Annotated in this window: 18 protein-coding genes; 9 read left to right on the top strand and 9 right to left on the bottom strand. The window is 62.6% G+C overall.

Going from position 1 to position 18,654, the window contains the following annotated elements:
- Window positions 1-53: 53 nt before the first annotated feature.
- From PWG15_RS30825 to PWG15_RS30810, 4 genes are all read right to left on the bottom strand, one after another.
- Window positions 54-1,394, bottom strand: a complete 1,341-nt coding sequence (locus PWG15_RS30825) for an ABC transporter substrate-binding protein (RefSeq protein WP_275025364.1) — start codon at window positions 1,392-1,394, stop codon at window positions 54-56.
- A gap of 352 nt (window positions 1,395-1,746) precedes the next feature.
- Complete coding sequence (locus PWG15_RS30820) at window positions 1,747-2,124, bottom strand: hypothetical protein (protein ID WP_113538495.1); 378 nt, start codon at window positions 2,122-2,124, stop codon at window positions 1,747-1,749.
- Between the two features lie 10 nt (window positions 2,125-2,134).
- A complete protein-coding gene (gene yghU, locus PWG15_RS30815) occupies window positions 2,135-3,049 on the bottom strand; it encodes a glutathione-dependent disulfide-bond oxidoreductase (RefSeq protein ID WP_275025363.1) in 915 nt (304 codons plus the stop codon).
- Between the two features lie 243 nt (window positions 3,050-3,292).
- Entirely contained in the window at window positions 3,293-3,766 is a 474-nt protein-coding gene (locus tag PWG15_RS30810; RefSeq protein ID WP_275025362.1) for a VOC family protein, read from the bottom strand.
- Window positions 3,767-4,028: 262 nt separating this feature from the next.
- On the opposite strand from PWG15_RS30810, the gene PWG15_RS30805 reads away from it, so the two are divergent.
- Window positions 4,029-4,790, top strand: a complete 762-nt coding sequence (locus tag PWG15_RS30805) for an SDR family NAD(P)-dependent oxidoreductase (protein WP_275025360.1) — start codon at window positions 4,029-4,031, stop codon at window positions 4,788-4,790.
- A gap of 112 nt (window positions 4,791-4,902) precedes the next feature.
- Window positions 4,903-5,634 (top strand): glutathione S-transferase family protein, encoded by a 732-nt coding sequence (locus PWG15_RS30800; RefSeq protein ID WP_275025359.1) that lies wholly within the window; start codon window positions 4,903-4,905, stop codon window positions 5,632-5,634.
- 47 nt (window positions 5,635-5,681) lie between these two features.
- On the opposite strand, the gene PWG15_RS30795 is transcribed toward PWG15_RS30800, so the two are convergent.
- Entirely contained in the window at window positions 5,682-6,653 is a 972-nt protein-coding gene (locus tag PWG15_RS30795; protein ID WP_275027276.1) for an alpha/beta fold hydrolase, read from the bottom strand.
- Window positions 6,654-6,850: 197 nt separating this feature from the next.
- Between PWG15_RS30795 and PWG15_RS30790 the strand changes: the two genes are divergently transcribed.
- The 4 genes from PWG15_RS30790 to PWG15_RS30775 all read left to right on the top strand — a co-directional run bounded on the left by PWG15_RS30790 (window position 6,851) and on the right by PWG15_RS30775 (window position 11,101).
- The gene (locus tag PWG15_RS30790; RefSeq protein WP_275025358.1) at window positions 6,851-7,321 is read left to right on the top strand and encodes an Rrf2 family transcriptional regulator; all 471 of its coding nucleotides are present in this window, start codon (window positions 6,851-6,853) and stop codon (window positions 7,319-7,321) included.
- Window positions 7,302-7,718 carry a GNAT family N-acetyltransferase gene (locus tag PWG15_RS30785; protein ID WP_275025356.1) on the top strand — a complete coding sequence of 139 codons (417 nt, stop codon included), beginning with the start codon at window positions 7,302-7,304 and terminating at the stop codon, window positions 7,716-7,718. Before PWG15_RS30790 ends, PWG15_RS30785 begins: the two co-directional genes overlap by 20 nt.
- A gap of 113 nt (window positions 7,719-7,831) precedes the next feature.
- The gene (locus tag PWG15_RS30780; RefSeq protein ID WP_275025355.1) at window positions 7,832-8,716 is read left to right on the top strand and encodes a helix-turn-helix domain-containing protein; all 885 of its coding nucleotides are present in this window, start codon (window positions 7,832-7,834) and stop codon (window positions 8,714-8,716) included.
- Between the two features lie 180 nt (window positions 8,717-8,896).
- Entirely contained in the window at window positions 8,897-11,101 is a 2,205-nt protein-coding gene (locus tag PWG15_RS30775; protein WP_425536791.1) for a TonB-dependent siderophore receptor, read from the top strand.
- Window positions 11,102-11,208: 107 nt separating this feature from the next.
- Here PWG15_RS30775 and PWG15_RS30770 read toward each other — a convergent pair whose 3' ends face one another.
- From PWG15_RS30770 to PWG15_RS30755, 4 genes are read right to left on the bottom strand one after another with little or no spacing between them, the layout of a single operon-like run.
- Window positions 11,209-11,451, bottom strand: coding sequence for a hypothetical protein (locus tag PWG15_RS30770; protein ID WP_275025352.1), 243 nt, complete (start codon window positions 11,449-11,451; stop codon window positions 11,209-11,211).
- Window positions 11,452-11,461: 10 nt separating this feature from the next.
- Window positions 11,462-12,685 (bottom strand): aminomethyl transferase family protein, encoded by a 1,224-nt coding sequence (locus PWG15_RS30765; protein WP_425536790.1) that lies wholly within the window; start codon window positions 12,683-12,685, stop codon window positions 11,462-11,464.
- Complete coding sequence (locus tag PWG15_RS30760; RefSeq protein WP_275025350.1) at window positions 12,682-14,235, bottom strand: phytoene desaturase family protein; 1,554 nt, start codon at window positions 14,233-14,235, stop codon at window positions 12,682-12,684. The genes PWG15_RS30765 and PWG15_RS30760 overlap by 4 nt, the downstream gene beginning before the upstream one ends.
- On the bottom strand, window positions 14,222-15,844 hold the full coding sequence (locus tag PWG15_RS30755) for a phytoene desaturase family protein (protein ID WP_275025349.1): 1,623 nt from the start codon (window positions 15,842-15,844) through the stop codon (window positions 14,222-14,224). The genes PWG15_RS30760 and PWG15_RS30755 overlap by 14 nt, the downstream gene beginning before the upstream one ends.
- Window positions 15,845-15,988: 144 nt before the next feature.
- On the opposite strand from PWG15_RS30755, the gene PWG15_RS30750 reads away from it, so the two are divergent.
- Genes PWG15_RS30750 through PWG15_RS30740 form a run of 3 tightly spaced genes read left to right on the top strand, consistent with a single transcriptional unit; the run spans window position 15,989 to window position 18,621 of the window.
- Window positions 15,989-16,798 carry a methyltransferase domain-containing protein gene (locus PWG15_RS30750; RefSeq protein ID WP_275025348.1) on the top strand — a complete coding sequence of 270 codons (810 nt, stop codon included), beginning with the start codon at window positions 15,989-15,991 and terminating at the stop codon, window positions 16,796-16,798.
- Window positions 16,799-16,838: 40 nt separating this feature from the next.
- Window positions 16,839-17,498 (top strand): TetR family transcriptional regulator C-terminal domain-containing protein, encoded by a 660-nt coding sequence (locus PWG15_RS30745; RefSeq protein ID WP_275027274.1) that lies wholly within the window; start codon window positions 16,839-16,841, stop codon window positions 17,496-17,498.
- Between the two features lie 40 nt (window positions 17,499-17,538).
- Window positions 17,539-18,621 carry an extracellular solute-binding protein gene (locus PWG15_RS30740; RefSeq protein ID WP_275025347.1) on the top strand — a complete coding sequence of 361 codons (1,083 nt, stop codon included), beginning with the start codon at window positions 17,539-17,541 and terminating at the stop codon, window positions 18,619-18,621.
- Window positions 18,622-18,654: the final 33 nt, after the last annotated feature.

Below are 18,654 nucleotides of genomic sequence, written 5' to 3'. Positions count from 1 at the left end.
TTGATGAGAGGAGGGGGCGCCGCCGGGAGGAAGCGAGCGCCCCCAGGGAGCAATCAGCCGTTGGTCTCGATAATCTCGGTCCAGGCCTGGTGGGCATCGGCGATCGCCTGTTCTGCGCTCTTGGTGCCGGCAAGCGCCAGCGCCAGCTCGTCGGTCAGGGCGTTTTCGAGCTTCGGCGCATAGACGGCTGTCGGCCAGGCGAGGCTGTTTTCCAAGGCGCCGTCGTCGAGCAGCGGCTGCACGAGCGGCTGGAACGCCTTGAACTTCTCCGACTTCAGGCCCGACTGGCGGTCCGGGTCGATGCCGGAGCCGGTCAGCGCCAGCAGTTGCTCGTGATAGTCCTTGCTGGTGGCGAGCTTGATCAGGTCCCAGGCGACATCCTTGTTCTTGGAGCCGCTGGTAATCGCAAAGCCGAAACCGGCGTTGAAGGCGAGGCGCGGGGTCGTGTTGCTGCCGCCGGTCGGAATGCGGGCCACACCCCATTTGTCGACGATCTTCGAGCCCTTGGGATCCTGGGCATAGCCGCCAAGATCGGTCCAGAAATCGATCTGCGCCGCCTTGCCGTTGAGGAAGGCGGGAAGCCCCTCTTCGAAACGTGTCTCGAGCGGGGTAGGCAGCGCATGGGGGGCGGAGGCGAGCAGCGACTTCAGGGCCTCGACGGCCTCGGCACTGTCGAGTGCGGAGGTGCCGTCCGGCTTCAGGAAGTTGCCGCCGAAGCCGGTCAGCCGGTTCGCATAGGTCGAGAGGATGATGACCGGGATCTTGGCGCCCAGAACGGCCGCGCCATAGATGCCGTTCTTCGCCTCGGCCTCGGTGATCACCCTGGCGTTCTCGTTGTATTCGTCCCAGGTGGAGGGTGCCTTCAGGCCATAGCGATCGAACAGTTCTCGGTTGTAGAACAGCAGGTGGCTGTCGCCGTCATAGGGCAGGCCATAGCGGCGGCCGTCATGGAGCGTGTACTGGTCGTAGATGGTCTGGATGAAATCATCCGGCTGGATCTCGGCCTTGTCGCGCGCGATGAGGTCGGTCACGTCCTCGATCACGCCGTCTTCGGCAAGCTGACCCTTGTAGGTGTAGAAATAGTCGATGACGTCGAACTGGTTGGCGCCCGATTGCACGTCGAGCGTCGCCTTGACGCTGACCTGGTCGTAGGGCACCGCCGTGACATTAACCTTGGCGCCGGTCAGCTTCTCGAAGTCCTCGGCGATCTTCTTGCCGGTGACGACATGCGGCTGGATGATCAGGAGATTGATCGTGCGCCCGGCGTACTTGTTGCCGGAGGCAAGGGCCGTCGACGAGGCAAGCGGTGCGATGAAGGGCAGGGCACCCGCGGCGGCAAGCGATTTCAGCACGCTGCGGCGGCGATAGGCCTGGCCGAAAATGGAACTGGACATGGGATCCTCCGTCGAGATCTGAGTTCTGGCGGTCGGCGCGCGCCATCCTCTCGGGCAGTGGTCTGCGCCGTGCGACCTTGCTTCAGCATCATGGGGGAGAAGAGAATTTTGATATACATGTAATACATATATTTTATGGATTATATGGGAACGATTTTGCTGCGGCGAGCCATCGGTCGGGGTAGGAATTTCTCAGGCGCCCCGATCGCCGCATCGGTGCTTTTGGAAAGCCGAAAAGCGCTTCCGTCGGCGCGGTCGGGCGATCGGGGAACGGAACGCGCCAAACCGTGGAGACAGCGGAGGAAGCCGATTGGACCCAGGCGGTCAGACGCTCAAGGCCCAATCGCAATTGTCATACTTCGAATACGTCCTCGAACGATTCCGGGAAGCTCTGGCGGGCAACCTTCTCATTGATGACGAGCAACGCTTCATAGGACACGGGATCGAAATCCTTGTCGACCGGTAGCACCTCGCGTCCGAACAGGAGGTTCAGCCGGGCGGCATCGAGATTGCCGCGCTCGAACGGTTCCGCACCGAAATGATGCCAGAGAGCGTGGAGGAAGGCCGCATCGATGCGGTGCGCCCCAGATCCCGGCCGGGCATGGCGAGGCAGCGCCTTGATCGGCGTTGCCCCCTTGGGATTGGCCCGACGGATGACGAACTGGATGCCCGTGCCCGGCATGGCGTAGGGAAAACCCCGATGTTTCGTCATATCAGCCAGCTTGGCCATTCTGTTCTCCTTACGCGGTCTGCTTCTCGACGATCTTGTCCTCAGTCTTCGTGTCGAAGTCGGAGGCGTCGTGACGCTCATGCAGTTGCTCGGCCGGATCGCCGCTCAGACGGTTGACCATGCGGCCGCGCTTGACCGCCGGGCGGGCGGCAATTTCGGCCGTCCAGCGCTGGATGTGCTCGTAGCTCTGGACCTCGAGGAAGGTACCGGCGTCGCCATAGACCTGGCCAAGTGCCAGGTTGCCGTACCAGGGCCAGGTGGCCATGTCGGCAATGGTGTATTCGGAGCCGGCCAGGAACCGGTTGTTGGCGAGATGGCGGTCGAGCACGTCGAGCTGGCGCTTCACTTCCATGGCATAGCGGTCGATGGCGTATTTGATCTGCATCGGCGCATAGGCGTAGAAATGCCCAAAACCGCCACCGAGGAAGGGGGCCGAGCCCATCTGCCAGAACAGCCAGTTCAAGGTTTCCGTGCGGGCGCGAAGCTCGCTCGGCAGGAAGGCGCCGAATTTCTCGGCGAGATAGGTGAGGATGGAGGCCGACTCGAAGACGCGGACCGGCTCGCCGCCGCCCTTCGGCTGATGGTCGGTCAGCGCCGGGATCTTGGAGTTGGGGTTGATGTCGACGAAGCCGGATCCGAACTGGTCGCCATTGCCGATCCGGATTGGCCAGGCGTCATATTCGGCACCCGAATGGCCCGCAGCCAGCAACTCTTCGAGCATGATCGTGACTTTCACGCCATTCGGTGTCGCGAGCGAATAGAGCTGCAACGGGTGCTTGCCAACCGGCAGGTCCTTGTCGTGCGTCGGCCCGGCGATCGGGCGGTTGATGCTGGCAAATGCGCCGCCGTTGCCCTTGTCCCAGGTCCAGACCTTGGGAACTTGGTAGCCGGCAGGGAAATTGTCAGCAGGGGATTTTTCGGTCATGAAATCTGTCCTTGTCGTCTAACGGGCAATCCAACAGGCAAGCAACGTCACAAAACATCCGATGTCGGCCAGCTGCTTCGCGCAGTTCTATACCGTCCTTTCGGTGCCGGCCAGAAAAACGGTTTCACTTCGTGCACGCTCGATAGCAAGCAAGTCTCGGCGATGAGCGACTTTTTCGACTTGCAAATGTCCGCTTCGGTCGGCGGCCAGCAGCGGTGGTCAATCGGCCACCGCGGCGGAGCGTCAACCGCGCCGTGCCGCCTCGATGGCCGCCACGTCGATTTTCCGCATGTCCATCATCGCCTCGAACGCACGCTTGGCTTCGCCGCCGCCGGCCGCCAGCGCTTCCATCAGGATGCGCGGCGTGATCTGCCAGGAGATCCCCCATTTGTCCTTGCACCAGCCGCATGCGCTCTCTTCGCCGCCATTGTTGACGATGGCGTTCCAGTAGCGGTCGGTCTCTTCCTGATCGTCAGTGGCGATCTGGAACGAGAAGGCCTCGCTGTGCTTGAACATCGGGCCACCGTTGAGCCCGAGGCAGGCGACCCCGGCAACGGTGAACTCCACCGTCAGCACGTCGCCCTCCTTGCCGGACGGGTAGTCGCCAGGCGCCCGGTGCACGGCCGTCACTCGACTGTCCGGAAAGACCTCCGCGTAGAACCGCGCGGCGGCTTCGGCGTCCTTGTCGTACCAGAGGCAGATCGTGTTCTTTGCCATAACCTTGCTCCTTTCGTGCTGAAGGCTTTGCGCCCTCTCCATCAGGTCTCCTACGAAATAGGTAGCAGCCCGGCTTTCTCCACCCCGAAGGTGCTAGTGCGCTTTGTCGAGCGCACATGGTGACGACCTCGTCGCTTCGCGGGTTGTGTGTATGTGTTCGACAGCTGTGCCATCAGTTGGAAAGTCGCGCTGCAATTCCTAGATGTGCGGCTCGATGTTCGCGCCGGGCGTGACGGCCAGCGCATGCTTCAAAGGAATATAAATGAATCAGATGGATGGAACGATTGCTGTGGTCACCGGTGCAGGCCGTGGCCTCGGAGCGGCGCTGGCTTACACGCTGGCCGAAGCCGGTTGCGATCTCGTGCTTTGCGGGCGCAGCGCAAATGGGCTTCAAGACGTGGCACAGGCGATCACTCAAAATCTGGGAAGGCGTGTGCAAACGGTCGAGCTCGATCTTTCCGATGCGGACAGCGTGGCGGCAGCGGTTGCCCGCATCAAGACGGAAAACGCCCATGTCGACATCCTCGTCAACAACGGTGCGATGTGGCTCGAGGACAGCCCGGTTGACCATTCAGCCGATGAGGTGTTCGGCGTCGTCAATGCGGCGGTAACCGGAACGTTCCTGTTGACCCAGGGCCTGCTGCCGCTGCTCGATCAATCTGCCCGGCCCGATATCGTCACCATCGGTTCGATCAGCGGTCTGCCGAATGCGTCGCTGCAGACGGTATCCGTGCCGTTCTATGCCGCCAAGAGAGCACAAGCCGCGCTGGCCGATGGCCTGCGCCAGAAACTGGCCGGCACGCCTGTGCGCTCGATCGTGGTGCATCCTCCCTACCTCGATGACGTCTCGCCCCTCGCCGCGGGAGGGTGGCAGGAGGCGGGCAAGCGCAGGAAAGGCGAAGCGGCGACGAACCGTGACGTCTGCGATGCGGTGCTGTTTGCCTTGACACGTCCCCGGCACGTGACACTGTCGATCACGGTCGATGCCGACGAAGGCGGCCTCTTCCCACCGAGAACGATCTGATTTTGGTCGCTGCTTATCGTCTATGCTTGTGGACGATAAGTCTCAGCGCAGCCAGCTACAGCGGTAGCGTCCACATGGATACATCCATGGCATCAACCATGGAGAAACCGACATGCACACTATCGCTGAACCGATCTTCACCGCGGGCTTTCCGCTCGGCAGCTCCGCCGGACTGGTCACTGCGTTCGAATGGCTTGGCCAACCCTTCCGCCTTACCCGCGTCGACATGCTCGGTGAAATGCGCACCGAGGCCTATCAGCGGCTGAACGGCCGGGTCGAAACGCCTGTGTTGGTCACCGACGAAGGGAACGTCCTCACCGAAACGATGGCCATCGCGCTGTGGCTCGAGGGGCGGGACCACGAGCGCCGCATCAGCTTTACGCCCGGATCCCACGAAGCTGATCGGATGCATCAGTTCATCGCCTTCCTCAACACCGGCTTCACCGGTGCGTTCTTCCCCATGTGGGTGGCACTGGAGGCGGAAGAGGCTACGGAGGACTATCGCGAGACGCTGCGCGCCTTTGGTCGCGAATTCGTCGCCAAGCGCCATGCGCAGCTCGAGTCGATGATGGGCGACAGCGACTATCTGCTGGGCGACCGGCCAACGCTGGCCGATGCTGTTTTCGTTGGCGTCGCACGCTGGGTGGATTTTCACGAGGCGATCGAGCCTGAGGACTATGTGCGGAACTACCCGCGCATCCACGCGCTGCGCAAACGCATCGAGGCCGATCCCGCCTTCCGCTTCGCGCTGGCGATCGAGGACGGAACGCCGGCGTCCGGCAACGGCGCGATGAAAGGGCTCGTTCCGCTTGAGGACGTATTGCGTTTGACCGGCGCGTTTTGATCCGATGGGGGTGCGCGCCGACGAGCGCGGCGCGCACCGCGCTACCGTCAGATACGCCGCGCGAAATCGATGATCGCGTCGCTCACGAGGCCCGGACGCTCCTGCGGGAGCCAATGACCGCTGTCGGGCACGACGATATTGCCCTTGAGTTGGGGGACGAGCGTGGGCATTGCATCGATGATGCCTCGCATCCCAGGGATGCTGAGCCCGGTGTCCCGCTCGCCGACCATGAACAGGGCCGGCACGCCGACTTTCACACCGGCAAGCGATGCTTGCAGTTGCCAGTTGCGATCCAGGTTGCGGTAGTAGTTCAGGCCACCGCGAAAGCCGGAGTGGGTGAAAGCCTGCGCATAGGCTTCGAGGTCGGCTGCCGTCAGCCAATCCGGCATTTGCTGAGGATCGGGAAGGGCTGCGAGCAGTCCGTCGCGCCGCGAAACCATCCCGAATGGATTCGGCGTCTGGTCGCCGACTTGCCGCGGACCGGCTTCGCCCGAGGCCGCGAAGAGGATCTTGCGCAGCGTCTGTCGAATGTCCCGTTCCAGTTCGGCCTCGGCGATACTGGGTTCCTGAAAATAGAGCGCGTAAAGTTGCGACTCGTCGGTCTGCGGAAAGATGCGGGTCGGCGGTATAGGCGGCGGGGCCATCATCGGCACGCTGATCGCGACCACGCCGCGGAAGCGATCCGGCCGCATCTGTGCCGCCTGCCACGCGACCGTCGCGCCCCAGTCGTTGCCGACGATGAGGGCAGTCTCTGCGCCGAGTACGTCCAGGAGCGCGACCATATCCCCGACGACATGAAACAGGGTGTATTCGTCGATCGCCGTGGGGCTATCCGTGTGTCCATATCCGCGCATATCCGGCGCCACCGCGCGAAATCCGGCCTTGGCCAGCGCCGCTATCTGACGACGCCAGGCATGGGCCGTTTCCGGAAAGCCGTGGCAGAAGAGGACGAGTGGCCCTTCGCCCTCTTCGATGACATTCATCCGGATTGTTCTTGTCTCGATGGTGCGAGCAGGCATTTTCGGTCCTTCCGCTCTTGATATTGTGTCTCGGTTGGCGCTCGGCCCGGCGCGGGACGGCCATGCGGCTGCCAACAGACCGGCCAACATCGTTCGTCTTCGCATTCCAGGGCCCTTGATTCCGTAATTATCTAAGTTACAGAATTGGATGAGGTCAAGTATACGTAACATTAAAAGTTACGCATTGAGGTAGGTGCATGAAACGAGACAGCCGGCTGGCAAGGATGATCCACGTGCTCATCCATATGGGGCTCCTGGGTGGTCGGGAGACGTCGGAAACCATCGCCAAGATGCTGAACACCAATCCGGTGGTCGTGCGCCGCACGATGGCGGCCTTGAAGCGCAAGGGCGTGGTGGATTCAGAGGGAGGGCGCGGCGGCGGATGGGTGCTGTTGCGGCCGCTGGACGATCTGACGGTCCTTGATATCCAGAAAGCCCTGGATGAAGGCGAGGTTCTGGCCGCCGGCGTTTCGGAAGATCATCCCACCTGTCCGGTGGAGCGGGCGGCGAATGCCGCCCTGGTGCAGGCGTTCGACCGGGCGGAGTGCACTTTGCTGGACGAGTTCGCAAAGCTCAGGCTGTCGATCATCGCCGAGCATGCCCTGTCTGCCGAACGGCAGGTGATCCCGCCTCAAGATGGAAGAGATAATGACGGAAAACGGCGCTGAGAACCTGTGCGTCGTATGGCGCGGTGACTTCACGAATGCCGAGTTGAACGTGCTACATGCCGAGTGTTTCGAACACGCGCTTGCCGATGACGATTGGTGGAAACAGGTGAACACCTTCAGCCTCGGCTGGGTTTGCCTTCGTCTCCAGGGAAAGCTTGCCGGCTTCGTCAATGTCGCCTGGGACGGCGGGGTGCACGCCTTTCTGCTCGATACCATGGTAGCCGCGCCGTGGCGGCGAAAGGGTTACGCGCGAGGGCTTGTCGAAGAGGCGGTGGCAAACGCGAAGCTGTCGGGCTGCGAATGGCTGCATGTCGACTTCGAGCCGCATCTTCGCGACTTTTACTATGAGGCCTGCCGCTTCGCGCCCACCGATGCCGGCCTGATCCGCCTTCGCTAGGAATCGCCAATGCGCGCATCGGCCGGGGCTTCCGTTGCGCATTAAAGATGAGTAAAGAATGAAGGAATTAGATCGAGGCGCGGCCTCTGATTTCCCCGAGCATTGGTCAATTGATGACGTACCAGCCACGGATGCAGAACAAGATCTCCGGCTTCAAGGTCCTCGGCGGCTTGCACCGCCGTGAATGGAACGGGATCATCGCCGACGTCTGGGATGTCGAATGCGAGGCGCGGGCGGGCGGTCACTATGTGTCGGATGATCCGCGCATGTTCATTGTGCTCGATGCCCAAGGCGGGAGCCGCTGCAACGTCAAGCTTTCGCCCGGCGGGCCCGGGACCGTGCAGAACTATCGCGAACAAGGCCTTTCCTATATCCCGGCGGGTATGGAGATCTGGGCCGATGTCGACGATGTGCACTACATCCGCCACCTCGATCTGCACTTCAATCTCGATGTCCTCAGCCGACGGCTGATGGAAGACCTCGACGCCAGCCGTTGCGACGCGCCTCGGCTGATGTTTCATGATGAGCGTTTCCTGCAGCTCGCCCGGCTTATCGCTGAAGAGTGCCTCAATCCGCAACCGCTGCACGATCTCTACGGTGATGGCCTCACAGTGGCGCTGTTCATCGACCTGATGAAGCTCAACCGCGCCGATCCGCGCAGGCGCAGTCCGCTGGCCGCATGGCAGATGCGCCGCGTGGCCGACTACATCGAAGAACACTTCGGTCGCAACATTCGGCTCGAGGAGTTGGCGGCGCTGGCGGGGTTGTCGCAATCGCATTTCAGCCACGCGTTCAAGGTCTCGACCGGCATGGCGCCGCATCAATGGCAGACGAATGCGCGCGTCGAACGGGCCAAACAACTCTTGCTCACGAACGACGCGTCGCTGACGGCGATCGCCGTTGAGACCGGATTTTCGGATCAGGCGCACTTCACCCGGGTCTTCCGCAAGGTCGTCGGCACCACGCCGGCGCAATGGAGGCGAAGCCGATTGGCTTGAGCAAACCGCCTCGGGCGTGGGCGATTCTTCGCTGTGAATAGCCCAGGATCGTTCAATTATCGCGGATCGCTCCAAGCGTCGGCATTATAGTTGATATAAACACTCATCTTATCTGAGGTTTTTAAACGCTGCGTATCGCCCCGGGGATTGGCGCGATGGGCGGCACGGGGCGATGAAGAGATGATGGTGCGTGGCAGGGCCGCAGGTTTGGCCGAATGGTTGGCAGGCGGGGTAGCGGGCATTGCAATTCTGGCGGCGGGCGCCGCGATGGCGCAGGACGCGCCGGCGACCCGGCTGGAGAAGATCGAGGCTCAGGCCGGTGCGACCACCGTCGACGCGACCGGTCCGGTCCAGGGTTACGTCGCCAAGGCCACGACCACCGGCTCGAAGTCTGCCACCCCGATCAACGAAATTCCCCAGTCCGTATCGGTCATCGGTCGCGACGAACTGGACGATCGCGGCGTCGTCAACAAGATCGACGAGGCGCTTCGTTATACGCCCGGCGTGATGGCCGAGCCCTTCGGCGTCGATCCGGACACCGACTGGTTCTACATCCGCGGCTTCGATGCCACGCAGACCGGCGTTTTCCTCGACGGCCTCAACCTCTTTTCCTATGGTTTCGGCGGTTTCCAGATCGATCCGTTCATGCTGGAGCGCGTCGAGGTGCTGAAGGGACCGGCGTCGGTGCTCTATGGCGGCGCCAATCCGGGCGGCATCGTCAGCCTCATCAGCAAGCGGCCGAGTGATGAAACCTCGACCTACGTGGAAACCGGCATCAACAACAACGGCAATGCCTTCCTCGGCATCGACGTGAACCGCCCGTTGGACGATGCGATCAACTACCGCGTCACCGGCAAGGTCTCCGGTGGCAACAACTACACCGACCATTCGGAAGACCTGCGCGGCTTCATCTTGCCGCAGATCACCTATCAGCCCGACGATGCGACCAGCCTGACGGTCTACGGTCTGCTCCAGGGCCTTGATCAGGTCCATACCGGTGGCGGCTTCCTGCCCTATGTCGGTACGGTCGTCGATGCGCCCTTCGGCAAGATCGATCGCAAGGCCTTCTTCGGTGAACCGGCAATCGATACCGGCACCTATGTGCAGCAGATGCTCGGCTACGAGTTCAAGCACGAATTCGACAGCGGTTGGCAGTTCAGCCAGAACCTGCGCTATGGTCATCTCTACAAGCACGAGAACGGCCCGTACACCTACGGCTATTACGATCCGAGCCTGCCGTTCCCGGTTTCGCCGACGCCGGCAACGCCCGACAACCTGCTCTATCGCCTTGGCTTCGAGGCGACCTCCAAGGTCGATACCTTCGGCGTCGACAATCGGCTTGAGGGCGAATTCGAGACCGGCGCGCTGGATCATACGCTGCTGGTCGGTATCGACTACAAGCTCTTCCGCCTGGATCACGTGCAGGCGTCGTCTGCGGGAACGCCGATCAGCGCCACGGATCCGGTCTATGGCGCGCCGCAGCCGGCCAACGCCATCTATATCAACCAGGTGATCACCCAGCAGCAGCTTGGCGTCTATGCCCAGGACCAGATCCGCTTCGGCGACGGTTGGCTCGTTACGCTCAATGGCCGCTACGACTACGTCGACACCAAGACCGACAACGGTCCCACCTTCTGGGCTCCGACGCAGAACTCGAGCTTCGACTACAGCGAAGGCGCCGTCAGCGGTCGCGCCGGGCTTGCCTATGAATTCGACAATGGCCTGACCCCCTATGTCAGCGTCGCCACCTTCTTCAATCCGATCGTGGCGGTGACGGCGACCGGCAACACCAAGCCTGAGGAGGGCGAGCAGTTCGAGGCCGGCGTCAAATACGAGCCGACCTTCTTCGATGGCGTGCTGACGGCGTCCATCTACCAACTGACCAAACGCAATGCCCTCGTCACCGATCCGCTGACGAGCATTTCCACCCAGACCGGCGAGGTGCGCTCCCGCGGCATCGAGCTCGAGGGCAAGGTCAATCTCAACGAAAGCTGGAAGGTGATCGCCGGCCTCGACTTCATGGACATCGAGGTGACCGAGGATGCGAACCGGACGCTGGTCGGCAAGTCGCCCTATCTCGCTCCCGATGCGCAGGCCTCATTGTGGGTCGACTACACCGTGCAGCAGGGCGCGCTCGAGGGCGTCAGCTTCGGTGCCGGCGTTCGCTACCGTGGCGAAAGCTGGGCGGACAAGGAGAACACGGCGAAGGTGCCCACCTCGACGGTGTTCGATGCCGGGCTGCGCTATGAACAGGATGGCTGGGGCGCCGCTCTCAACGTCACCAATTTGTTCGACAAGGAATATGTGAGCGGCTGCAGCGGCGTGCTCGTCTGCGGTTACGGCGACGCCCGGACCGTCACGCTCAAGCTCAGCAAGACCTGGTAGTTTGAACCATTGGGCGGGGCCGGAGCGAACCGGCCCGGGGCCACTTTAGGGACGGGCTAAACTCGCTTCTGCGCTTCCACCACTGTCGAGGGAACGGCGCGGCTGCCTCAAGAGGCACCATTGCCCTCCAGCCGAGCCAACCACTCCGATCCGATCCGGTAGCGGCGCAAGACCGTGGCCGGGTCTTCCGCGTCGAGCCGCGAGCAAATGCGGTAGACTTCAAGCGTTTCGGCATCCATCAAACCGCGTTGGTAGAAGAACATCGCGGCCGCGTATCGGGCGCGGCCGGACCATTCCTGCCCGGCCGGCAACCTGATCATCTCCCAGTGTCGTTTCGTCTCATCGTCCATGCTCGTACTCTCAGAAGCGGCCCGGCGGGTTGGCCGAGCGGCGGTCGAGCTTGACGAAGGGCCGGGCGACGACGCGCGCCCGCTTCATCAGCTTCTGGTATTGCAGCTCCCGCAGAGCATAGATCTCCACCCAGAGGTCGTCTACGACGCGGCTGCCGAACGGGCGCGAAAGGCTGGCAATGGCGATGTTGCGCTTGGCAAGCGGCGACCAGATGGCGGCCGTCACCAGGCCGACTTCCTTCTTGCCACGGTGATAGACGATTGCGCCCTCGGCCGGAATGTTGCCCTCGATCTCAAGGCCGACGAGCACATGCTTCAGCGTGTTCCTCTCGCGTGCTCGGAAGATGGCGTCGCGCCCGTTGAAGAAGGGCTTTTCCGCATCCACCAGCCAGTCGAGGCCGATCTCGTCAGGCAAGCGTTCGCGGTCCGCCCGAAGGGCCGCCTCGGCCGTGATGAAATCGGCATTGGCAACGATGAACCCTGCTTCGACGCGGGCGCGGTTGAGTGCGTCATAGCCGATCGCCTTCAGGCCGAAACCAGTGCCGGCTGCCCATAGACGGTCCCAGAGGCTCAGCGCCCGCTTGGCGTCGACAAAGAGTTCGTAGCCGAGATCGCCGGTAAAGCCGGTGCGTGAGATCGTCACCGTGCCATCGAGATGCGAGAAGTCCGAGAGCTGGAACGGTTTTAGACCCTCGACGCCGGCAAAGCCCGCGGCTTCGAGGACAGCAAAGGATGTTGGCCCCTGCAGCGCGACCGCGGCGATCTCGCTGGTCTCCTCGACGATCTCGACGGAAAATCCGCCGGCGCTGTCGAGAAGCCAAGGGAGATGCCGCTCCTGGCAGCAGAGCCGAAAATCGTCCCGTCCGAGGCGAAACAGCGTGCCGTCGTCGAGCACGTGGCCGTGGTCGTCGCACCAGGCCGTGTAGTGCACGCGGTTAATTCCGAGCTTGGCGACGTTGCGCAGCGTCAGCCGGTTGAGATAGCGCTCAGCATCTGCGCCGCGGATGCGGTATTTCACCATCGGCGAGATGTCGAACAGCGCCGCCGTCGAACGGATCGCGAAATATTCGAGCTCGGTGTCGAAGATCGAATGCGGCGCCTTGTAGCCTGCCCAGCTGTACCAGTCGTTGGTTTCGCTGAGCGCAGCAAGGCGCTGGTGAAACGGTGTTTCCAGCCGGGGCATCAGGATATGGCCTTGGGCTGCGCGGCGAAGGGCGGTCAGATGCATCATCATGCGCGTTTCTCCGAAAGGACCTGGCGGGCGGCAAGCAGCCCGGGCAGGCCGGAAATGCCGCCGCCCGGATGTGCGCCGGCGCTGGCGAGATAGAGGCCCTTGAGCGGCGTCGAGTAGCCCGATGCGGCATTGACGGGACGGTTGACGAGCAACTGATCTGCCTGGAGTTCGCCGTGGTGCCAATGCCCGCCCGGCAGGTTGTAGCGTTCTTCGATATCGACGGGTGTCAGCAAGCTCGTCCCCAGAATGCTGCCGTTGATGCCAGGGGCGTAGGCTTCCAGAGTATCGAGCACGATTTTCTGAAAGGCCGGCTTGCCCTTGTCCCAGCCGTCGGCAAGCGCATAGGGCGCAAACTCGACAAGCGCCGACAGCGTACAGCCGCCGGAAAGCGCCAGCGACGGATCGGCAAGGCTCGGAAGCGTGATCTCCATCACCGGATCCTTGGAGAACTGACCGTACTTCGCCGGATTGAAGGCCTCTTCGACATGGTCGACCGATCGGGCGATCACCAGCCGGCCGCTGAGATCGGCGGCGGCAACACCGGAGAACTCCGGAACGCGGTCGAGCGCGAGATCGAGCTTGGCGACGTTGCCCTTCGAGCGGATGTTGCCGATGGCGCGGCGGAAGCCGGTGCCGATCTCGGCCGGATCCGTAAGGTCCAGGAAGGTCGCCTTTGGATGGATCGCCGAGACGATGGCGCCCGCCTCAAGCGTTTCGCCGGAGGAAAGGACGATGCCGGTTGCGCGTCCGCGATCGGCGATGATGCGTGCCACCCGCGCACCGGTCCTGACCGTGACGCCGGCCTGCATCGCCGCGGCCTCGAAGGCGGCAGCCGCCGAGCGTCCGCCGCTGTTGGCCACCAGCTGGGCGCCGGTCACGCCCTGCATCTCGCCGGTCAGCCGATAGTAGAGACCAAGCAAGGAGGTCGGCGAACGGGGCCCGAGGTGGATGCCGAGCGTCGCGTCGAAGGCAAGCAGCGCCTTCAGCCGGTCGTCGGTCAGATATTCCTCGACGGTATCGGCGACGTTCATCAGCAACATGCGCAGGAAGTCGCGGCTTTCCTCACGCCCCTTGCGCAAGAGCCCGAGGCCGGCGCTGGCGAGTGTTGCAAGGTCGGCAAGCGCCAGCTCGCCGATTTCCGGCGGGCGCCGCCTGAGGAAACGCTTCAGGATGGCGGCCTGGAACACCAGCTTGCCCCGCAGGTCCTGGAAGCGTTTCGCCTCCTCTTGCGATACCCCATCGATCGCTTCGCCATAGCCGCCGCGCAGCACCGCATGTTGCCCGGTCGGCGACAGCACCACGGTCGGTGCGGCTTCGCTTCGCTTGTTGTGAAGTGAAAGGGCTGCCGCCACTTCCGGATCGAGCCGGTTGAAGATGTGGGCAAGGCCGGGGCTGGCGTAGCCGGGATGGAAAGAATAGCCGCGCGCGGCACCGCCGAGCGTGTCGCCGGCTTCCACGAGCAGGACCCTGCGGCCCGAGCGGGCGAGGAAGGTGGCGGCGGTCAGGCCATTGTGGCCGCCGCCGATGACGATGGCATCAAATGACGTCATGGGCCGGGCTCATCTTGTTTGAGGGGGTGTGGCGGAGGTCACGCAGGATTTCGGCGGCGGCATTGCGGCCGGGTGCTCCCATGACGCCGCCGCCCGGATGGGTGGACGAGCCGCAGATGTAAAGCCCGCGCACGGGGCTGCGATATTGCGCGTAGCCGGGGACCGGCCGATTGAACAGCAGCTGGTCGAAGGTCAGCTCGCCCTGGAAGATGTTGCCTTCCGTCAGCCCCACCTCCTGTTCGATCTCGCGCGGCGTGCGCACTTCCATGTGCAGGATGCGCTCGCGGAAACCCGGCGAATAGTCGCTGATCTGCTTGATCACGGTTTCGGCGAAGGCGTCACGGTCAGCGTCGGTCCAGTCGTTGCCTCCTACCTTCGGCGGACAGTACTGAACGAAGCAGGAGACAAAGTGCTTGCCGGGTGGTGCCATCGTCGGATCGAGCGTTGTCGGGATCATCATGTCGACGAAGGGGTCGGCCGACCAGCGCCCGGCCTTCCAGTCGTCGTAGGCGCGCTCCATGCGCTCGACGCTGTCGGTGAAGTGCAGGTCGCCGCGAATACAGGAGGAGCCGGCCGGCAGTGCCGGGAATTCCGGCAGGCTGTCGAGGGCAATATTCACCTTGCCTGAGGAGCCGCGCATCTTGAAGTGGCGGACACGGTGGACGAAGCGTTGCGGCAGGGCATCCTCGTCGACGAGCTTCAGGAAGGTGCGCTTGACGTCGGCATTGGAGACGACGAGTTTGCCGAGCACCTCTTCGCCATTGGCAAGCACTGCGCCGGAAGCGCGGCCGCTGCGGGTCAGCACCTTGGCGACATCGGCGCCGGTGCGGATCGTGCCGCCGGACGCTTGGAACGAAGAGGCGAGTGCCTTGGTGACGGCACCCATGCCGCCGCGAGCATAGCCCCAGGCGCCGACCGAACCGTCGACCTCGCCCATGTAGTGGTGCAGCAGCACGTAGGCAGTCCCCGGCGACATCGGCCCAAGTGCGGTGCCGATAATGCCCGAAAGTGCAAGATAGGCCTTGATCACATCGGTCTCGAAATATTCGTCGAGAAAGTCGGCGATCGACATGGTCCAGAAGCGCAAGGTCGCCGCCATTTCGGCCGCTGAGAAATCACCGAACTTCCTGGCAAGATAGATGAGTTCGGAAATGTCGCGCGGCTTGAAGCTGAACGGGTCGGGGGCCGTGCGCATCAACAACGGCTGGATGAAGCGGCACTGGCGGGTGACGTCGCGGGCGTAGCGCTCATAGGCCTCGGCGTCGCGCCTGGAATAGCGGGCGAACTCGCGGCGATGGGAATCGTGGTCGCGATAGGAGGCCAGATAGTCGCCATCGCGGGTAAGGACCGCGCCGCCCTCGTAGGAGATCACCTGCAGCCCATGTTTCGGCAGCTCGAGATCGCGCATGATTTCCGGCCGGAACAGCGAGCAGACATAGGAACAGTTCGAATAAAGGAAGCCCGGCGTCAGTTCGCGGCTGGTCGCGGCACCCCCGACCCAGTCGTTCTTTTCAAGGACGACGACATTCAGTCCGGCGCGCTGCAAATAGCAGGCGGCGACCAGGCCGTTATGCCCTCCTCCGATCATCACCACGTCGTATTTCGTCATGTGGCTCCCCTTGTCGTTGATCAAAAAATGACACGGAAAGCAGAATGTTGTCCATATATTTTGAATGAGCGTTCAGCAAATATGTTGCAATCCTCTGATAATGCGATAGGATTTTTAGCAAGAGTTGATATGGCAGGAGCTTGGATGTCGTCGGTCGATCGAGAAACGGGACACGCCGTCGAATACGACGATACGGCCATCCGTTTCCTGGAAGTCCTCTGGGGTGAGGGATACCTTTCGCCTGGCGGTCCCGAGGAGGTCGATCGTGTACTTGGCGGTCTCGATCTTGTGGGCAAGCGCATCCTTGATCTCGGCTGCGGCGCCGGCGGCGTGACGCTGCATATCGCCAGGACTTATCATCCGCTGGGCATCTCCGGTTTCGACGTCGAGGCGCCGGTGATTGCACATGCAAGGGAGGCTGCCGAGCGCGCGGGCATTGCCGGCGTTTCCTTCGTCCAGGCGCCGCCCGGCCCGTTGCCTTTCGTTGACGGCAGTTTCGATGTCGTCTTTTCCAAGGATGCGCTCGTCCATGTGCCCGACAAGCGGTCGCTCTTTCGCGAAATTTACCGCGTGCTTTCGCCCGGTGGTGTCTTTGCCGCTTCCGATTGGCTGATCGCCCATGACGACGAACCGTCAGACGATATGAAGTCCTATCTCGCGGCCGAGGGCTTAAGCTTCGGAATGGCGTCGGCCGGGGCCTATCTGGCCGCAATGGCGGAGGCAGGCTTCGTGCAAACGCGCGCCGAAAACCGCAACGACTGGTATCGCGAAGTGGCGCGGCAGGAACTTTCACGGCTGCAGGGAGGGCTGCATTCGGCCGCAGTCGCAGCGGTCGGCGAGGCCTATGTAACCAAGAATGTCCGGACCTGGACTGCCATGCAGAAGGTGCTTGACAGTGGTGAGCATTGTCCCACTCATCTGCGTGGCATCAAGCCGATGCGGCGCGGAGCATGATATGCACCTGCGTCTGAAGAAGAACGAGACGGCGGTACGGATGAAACTCACCCCTGAAGTGCAGGAAGCGGTCGAAAGCGAAAAGCGCGGACGCAAGGCGTCGAAAGAGACCCGGCGGCAACAACTGATCGAAGCGACGATCGATTCGCTTGCGAAGCGCGGCTATTCTGAAACGACGCTGGCCGACGTCGCCGATGGCGCCGGCCTGTCGCGCGGCATCGTCAACTTCCATTTCGAGAGCAAGGAAAAACTGCTGATCGCCACGCTGCAATATATGGCGGACGAATATGCCGCCAATTGGGGCGCGGCGCTGGAAAAGGCTGGCGACAAGGCGGCAGCGCAACTCTGGGCACTCGTTGCCTGCGATTTCGATCGCAAGATCTGCACCAAGCGCAAGCTTGCGGCCTGGTGCGCCTTTTGGGGCGAGGCGAAGTCGCGGCCGACCTATCAGGCGCTCTGCGGTGCGCGCGACGTCAAATACCAGGAGATCTTCCTGGCGCTTTGCCAGAGGCTCAAGGACGAGGGTGGCTACGCCTACGAGCCCGAGGGCATGACGCTGGCGCTCTGCGCATCGATGGAAGGGCTGTGGCTGCGGCTGATGATGGGCGACGGTCTGACGCGCGAAAAGGCGCATGCGGCGGCTGTCGAATATCTGCTCGTCGCCTTCCCCGAGCATTTCACCCGGGAAGGGCCGAAATAGGGAACGATAACGCCGGAATGGCCGAATAGAGGAGGTTGGCATGACATTGGTGAACGCGTGCAGGCAATTCTTGGGAGGCGCCTTCATCGCCTCGCTTGTCTCAACCACCGCCTTGCCGGCGCTTGCCGCAGACAACCTCACGATCTTCGACTGGTCCGGCTACGAGGATCCGGCCTTCCATCCGTCCTACACCGCCAAGCATGGAGACGAGCCGGATTTCAGCTTCTTCGGCGACGAGGAAGAGGCCTTCCAGAAATTGCGCTCCGGCTTCAAGGCCGATCTCGCGCATCCCTGTTCGCAAAGTGTTGCCAAATGGCGCGAGGCGGGGCTGATCGAGCCGCTCGACACCTCGAAGCTCACCTATTGGAACGACGTCGATCCCGGCATCGCCGCGATGAAGGGGCTGATGACGACGCCCGATGGCAAGGCCTGGATGCTGCCTTTCGAATGGGGCAACACCGTGCTCACCTACCGCACCGATACGGTGAAGGAAGATGAGGTCAAGTCGCTCAAGGCCTTTGCCGATCCGAAGTTCAAGGACCGGGTTTCGATCGGCGACAATGTCGACGATGCCTATGCGCTCGCAAGCCTCGCCATCGGCGTCAAGGACTGGACGACGATGACCGACGAGCAGTTCAAGCAGGCGTCGGATTTCCTGCGCGAAGTGCACAAGAACGTCCGCCTCTACTGGACCGACAACACCGACCTGAGCCAGGCGATCGCCAGCGGCGAGGTCGATCTCGCCTGGGCCTGGAACGAGACCGCGACGACGCTGCAGGCCGATGGCGTTCCCGCAGCGATCAAGAAGGACACGACCGAGGGGCTTTCGACCTGGGTTTGCGGCTATGTCCGGCTCAAGGGCGCGACAGCGCCGGTTGACGAGCAGTATGATTTCCTGAACTCGATCACCGATCCGGCGATCACCCCCTACATCGTCGAATCCTGGGGCTATGGCCATGCGAACGCCCGCGGCATGGCGCAGGTCGATCCGAAGATCCTCGCCGACAAGGGTTATGCCGACGTGTCGAAGTTCCTGGCCAACACGCTGTTCCAGTCACCGATGCCGGTCGAATTGCGCCAGCGCATGATCGCGGAGTTCGAGAAGATCAAATCGGGTTATTGAGCCGGAGTTTGGCGAGCCGTGGTTCACGGCTCG

Source organism: Ensifer adhaerens (genome assembly GCF_028993555.1).
Lineage (GTDB): Bacteria > Pseudomonadota > Alphaproteobacteria > Rhizobiales > Rhizobiaceae > Ensifer > Ensifer adhaerens_I.
This window is presented reverse-complemented; position numbering and strand designations above follow the sequence as displayed.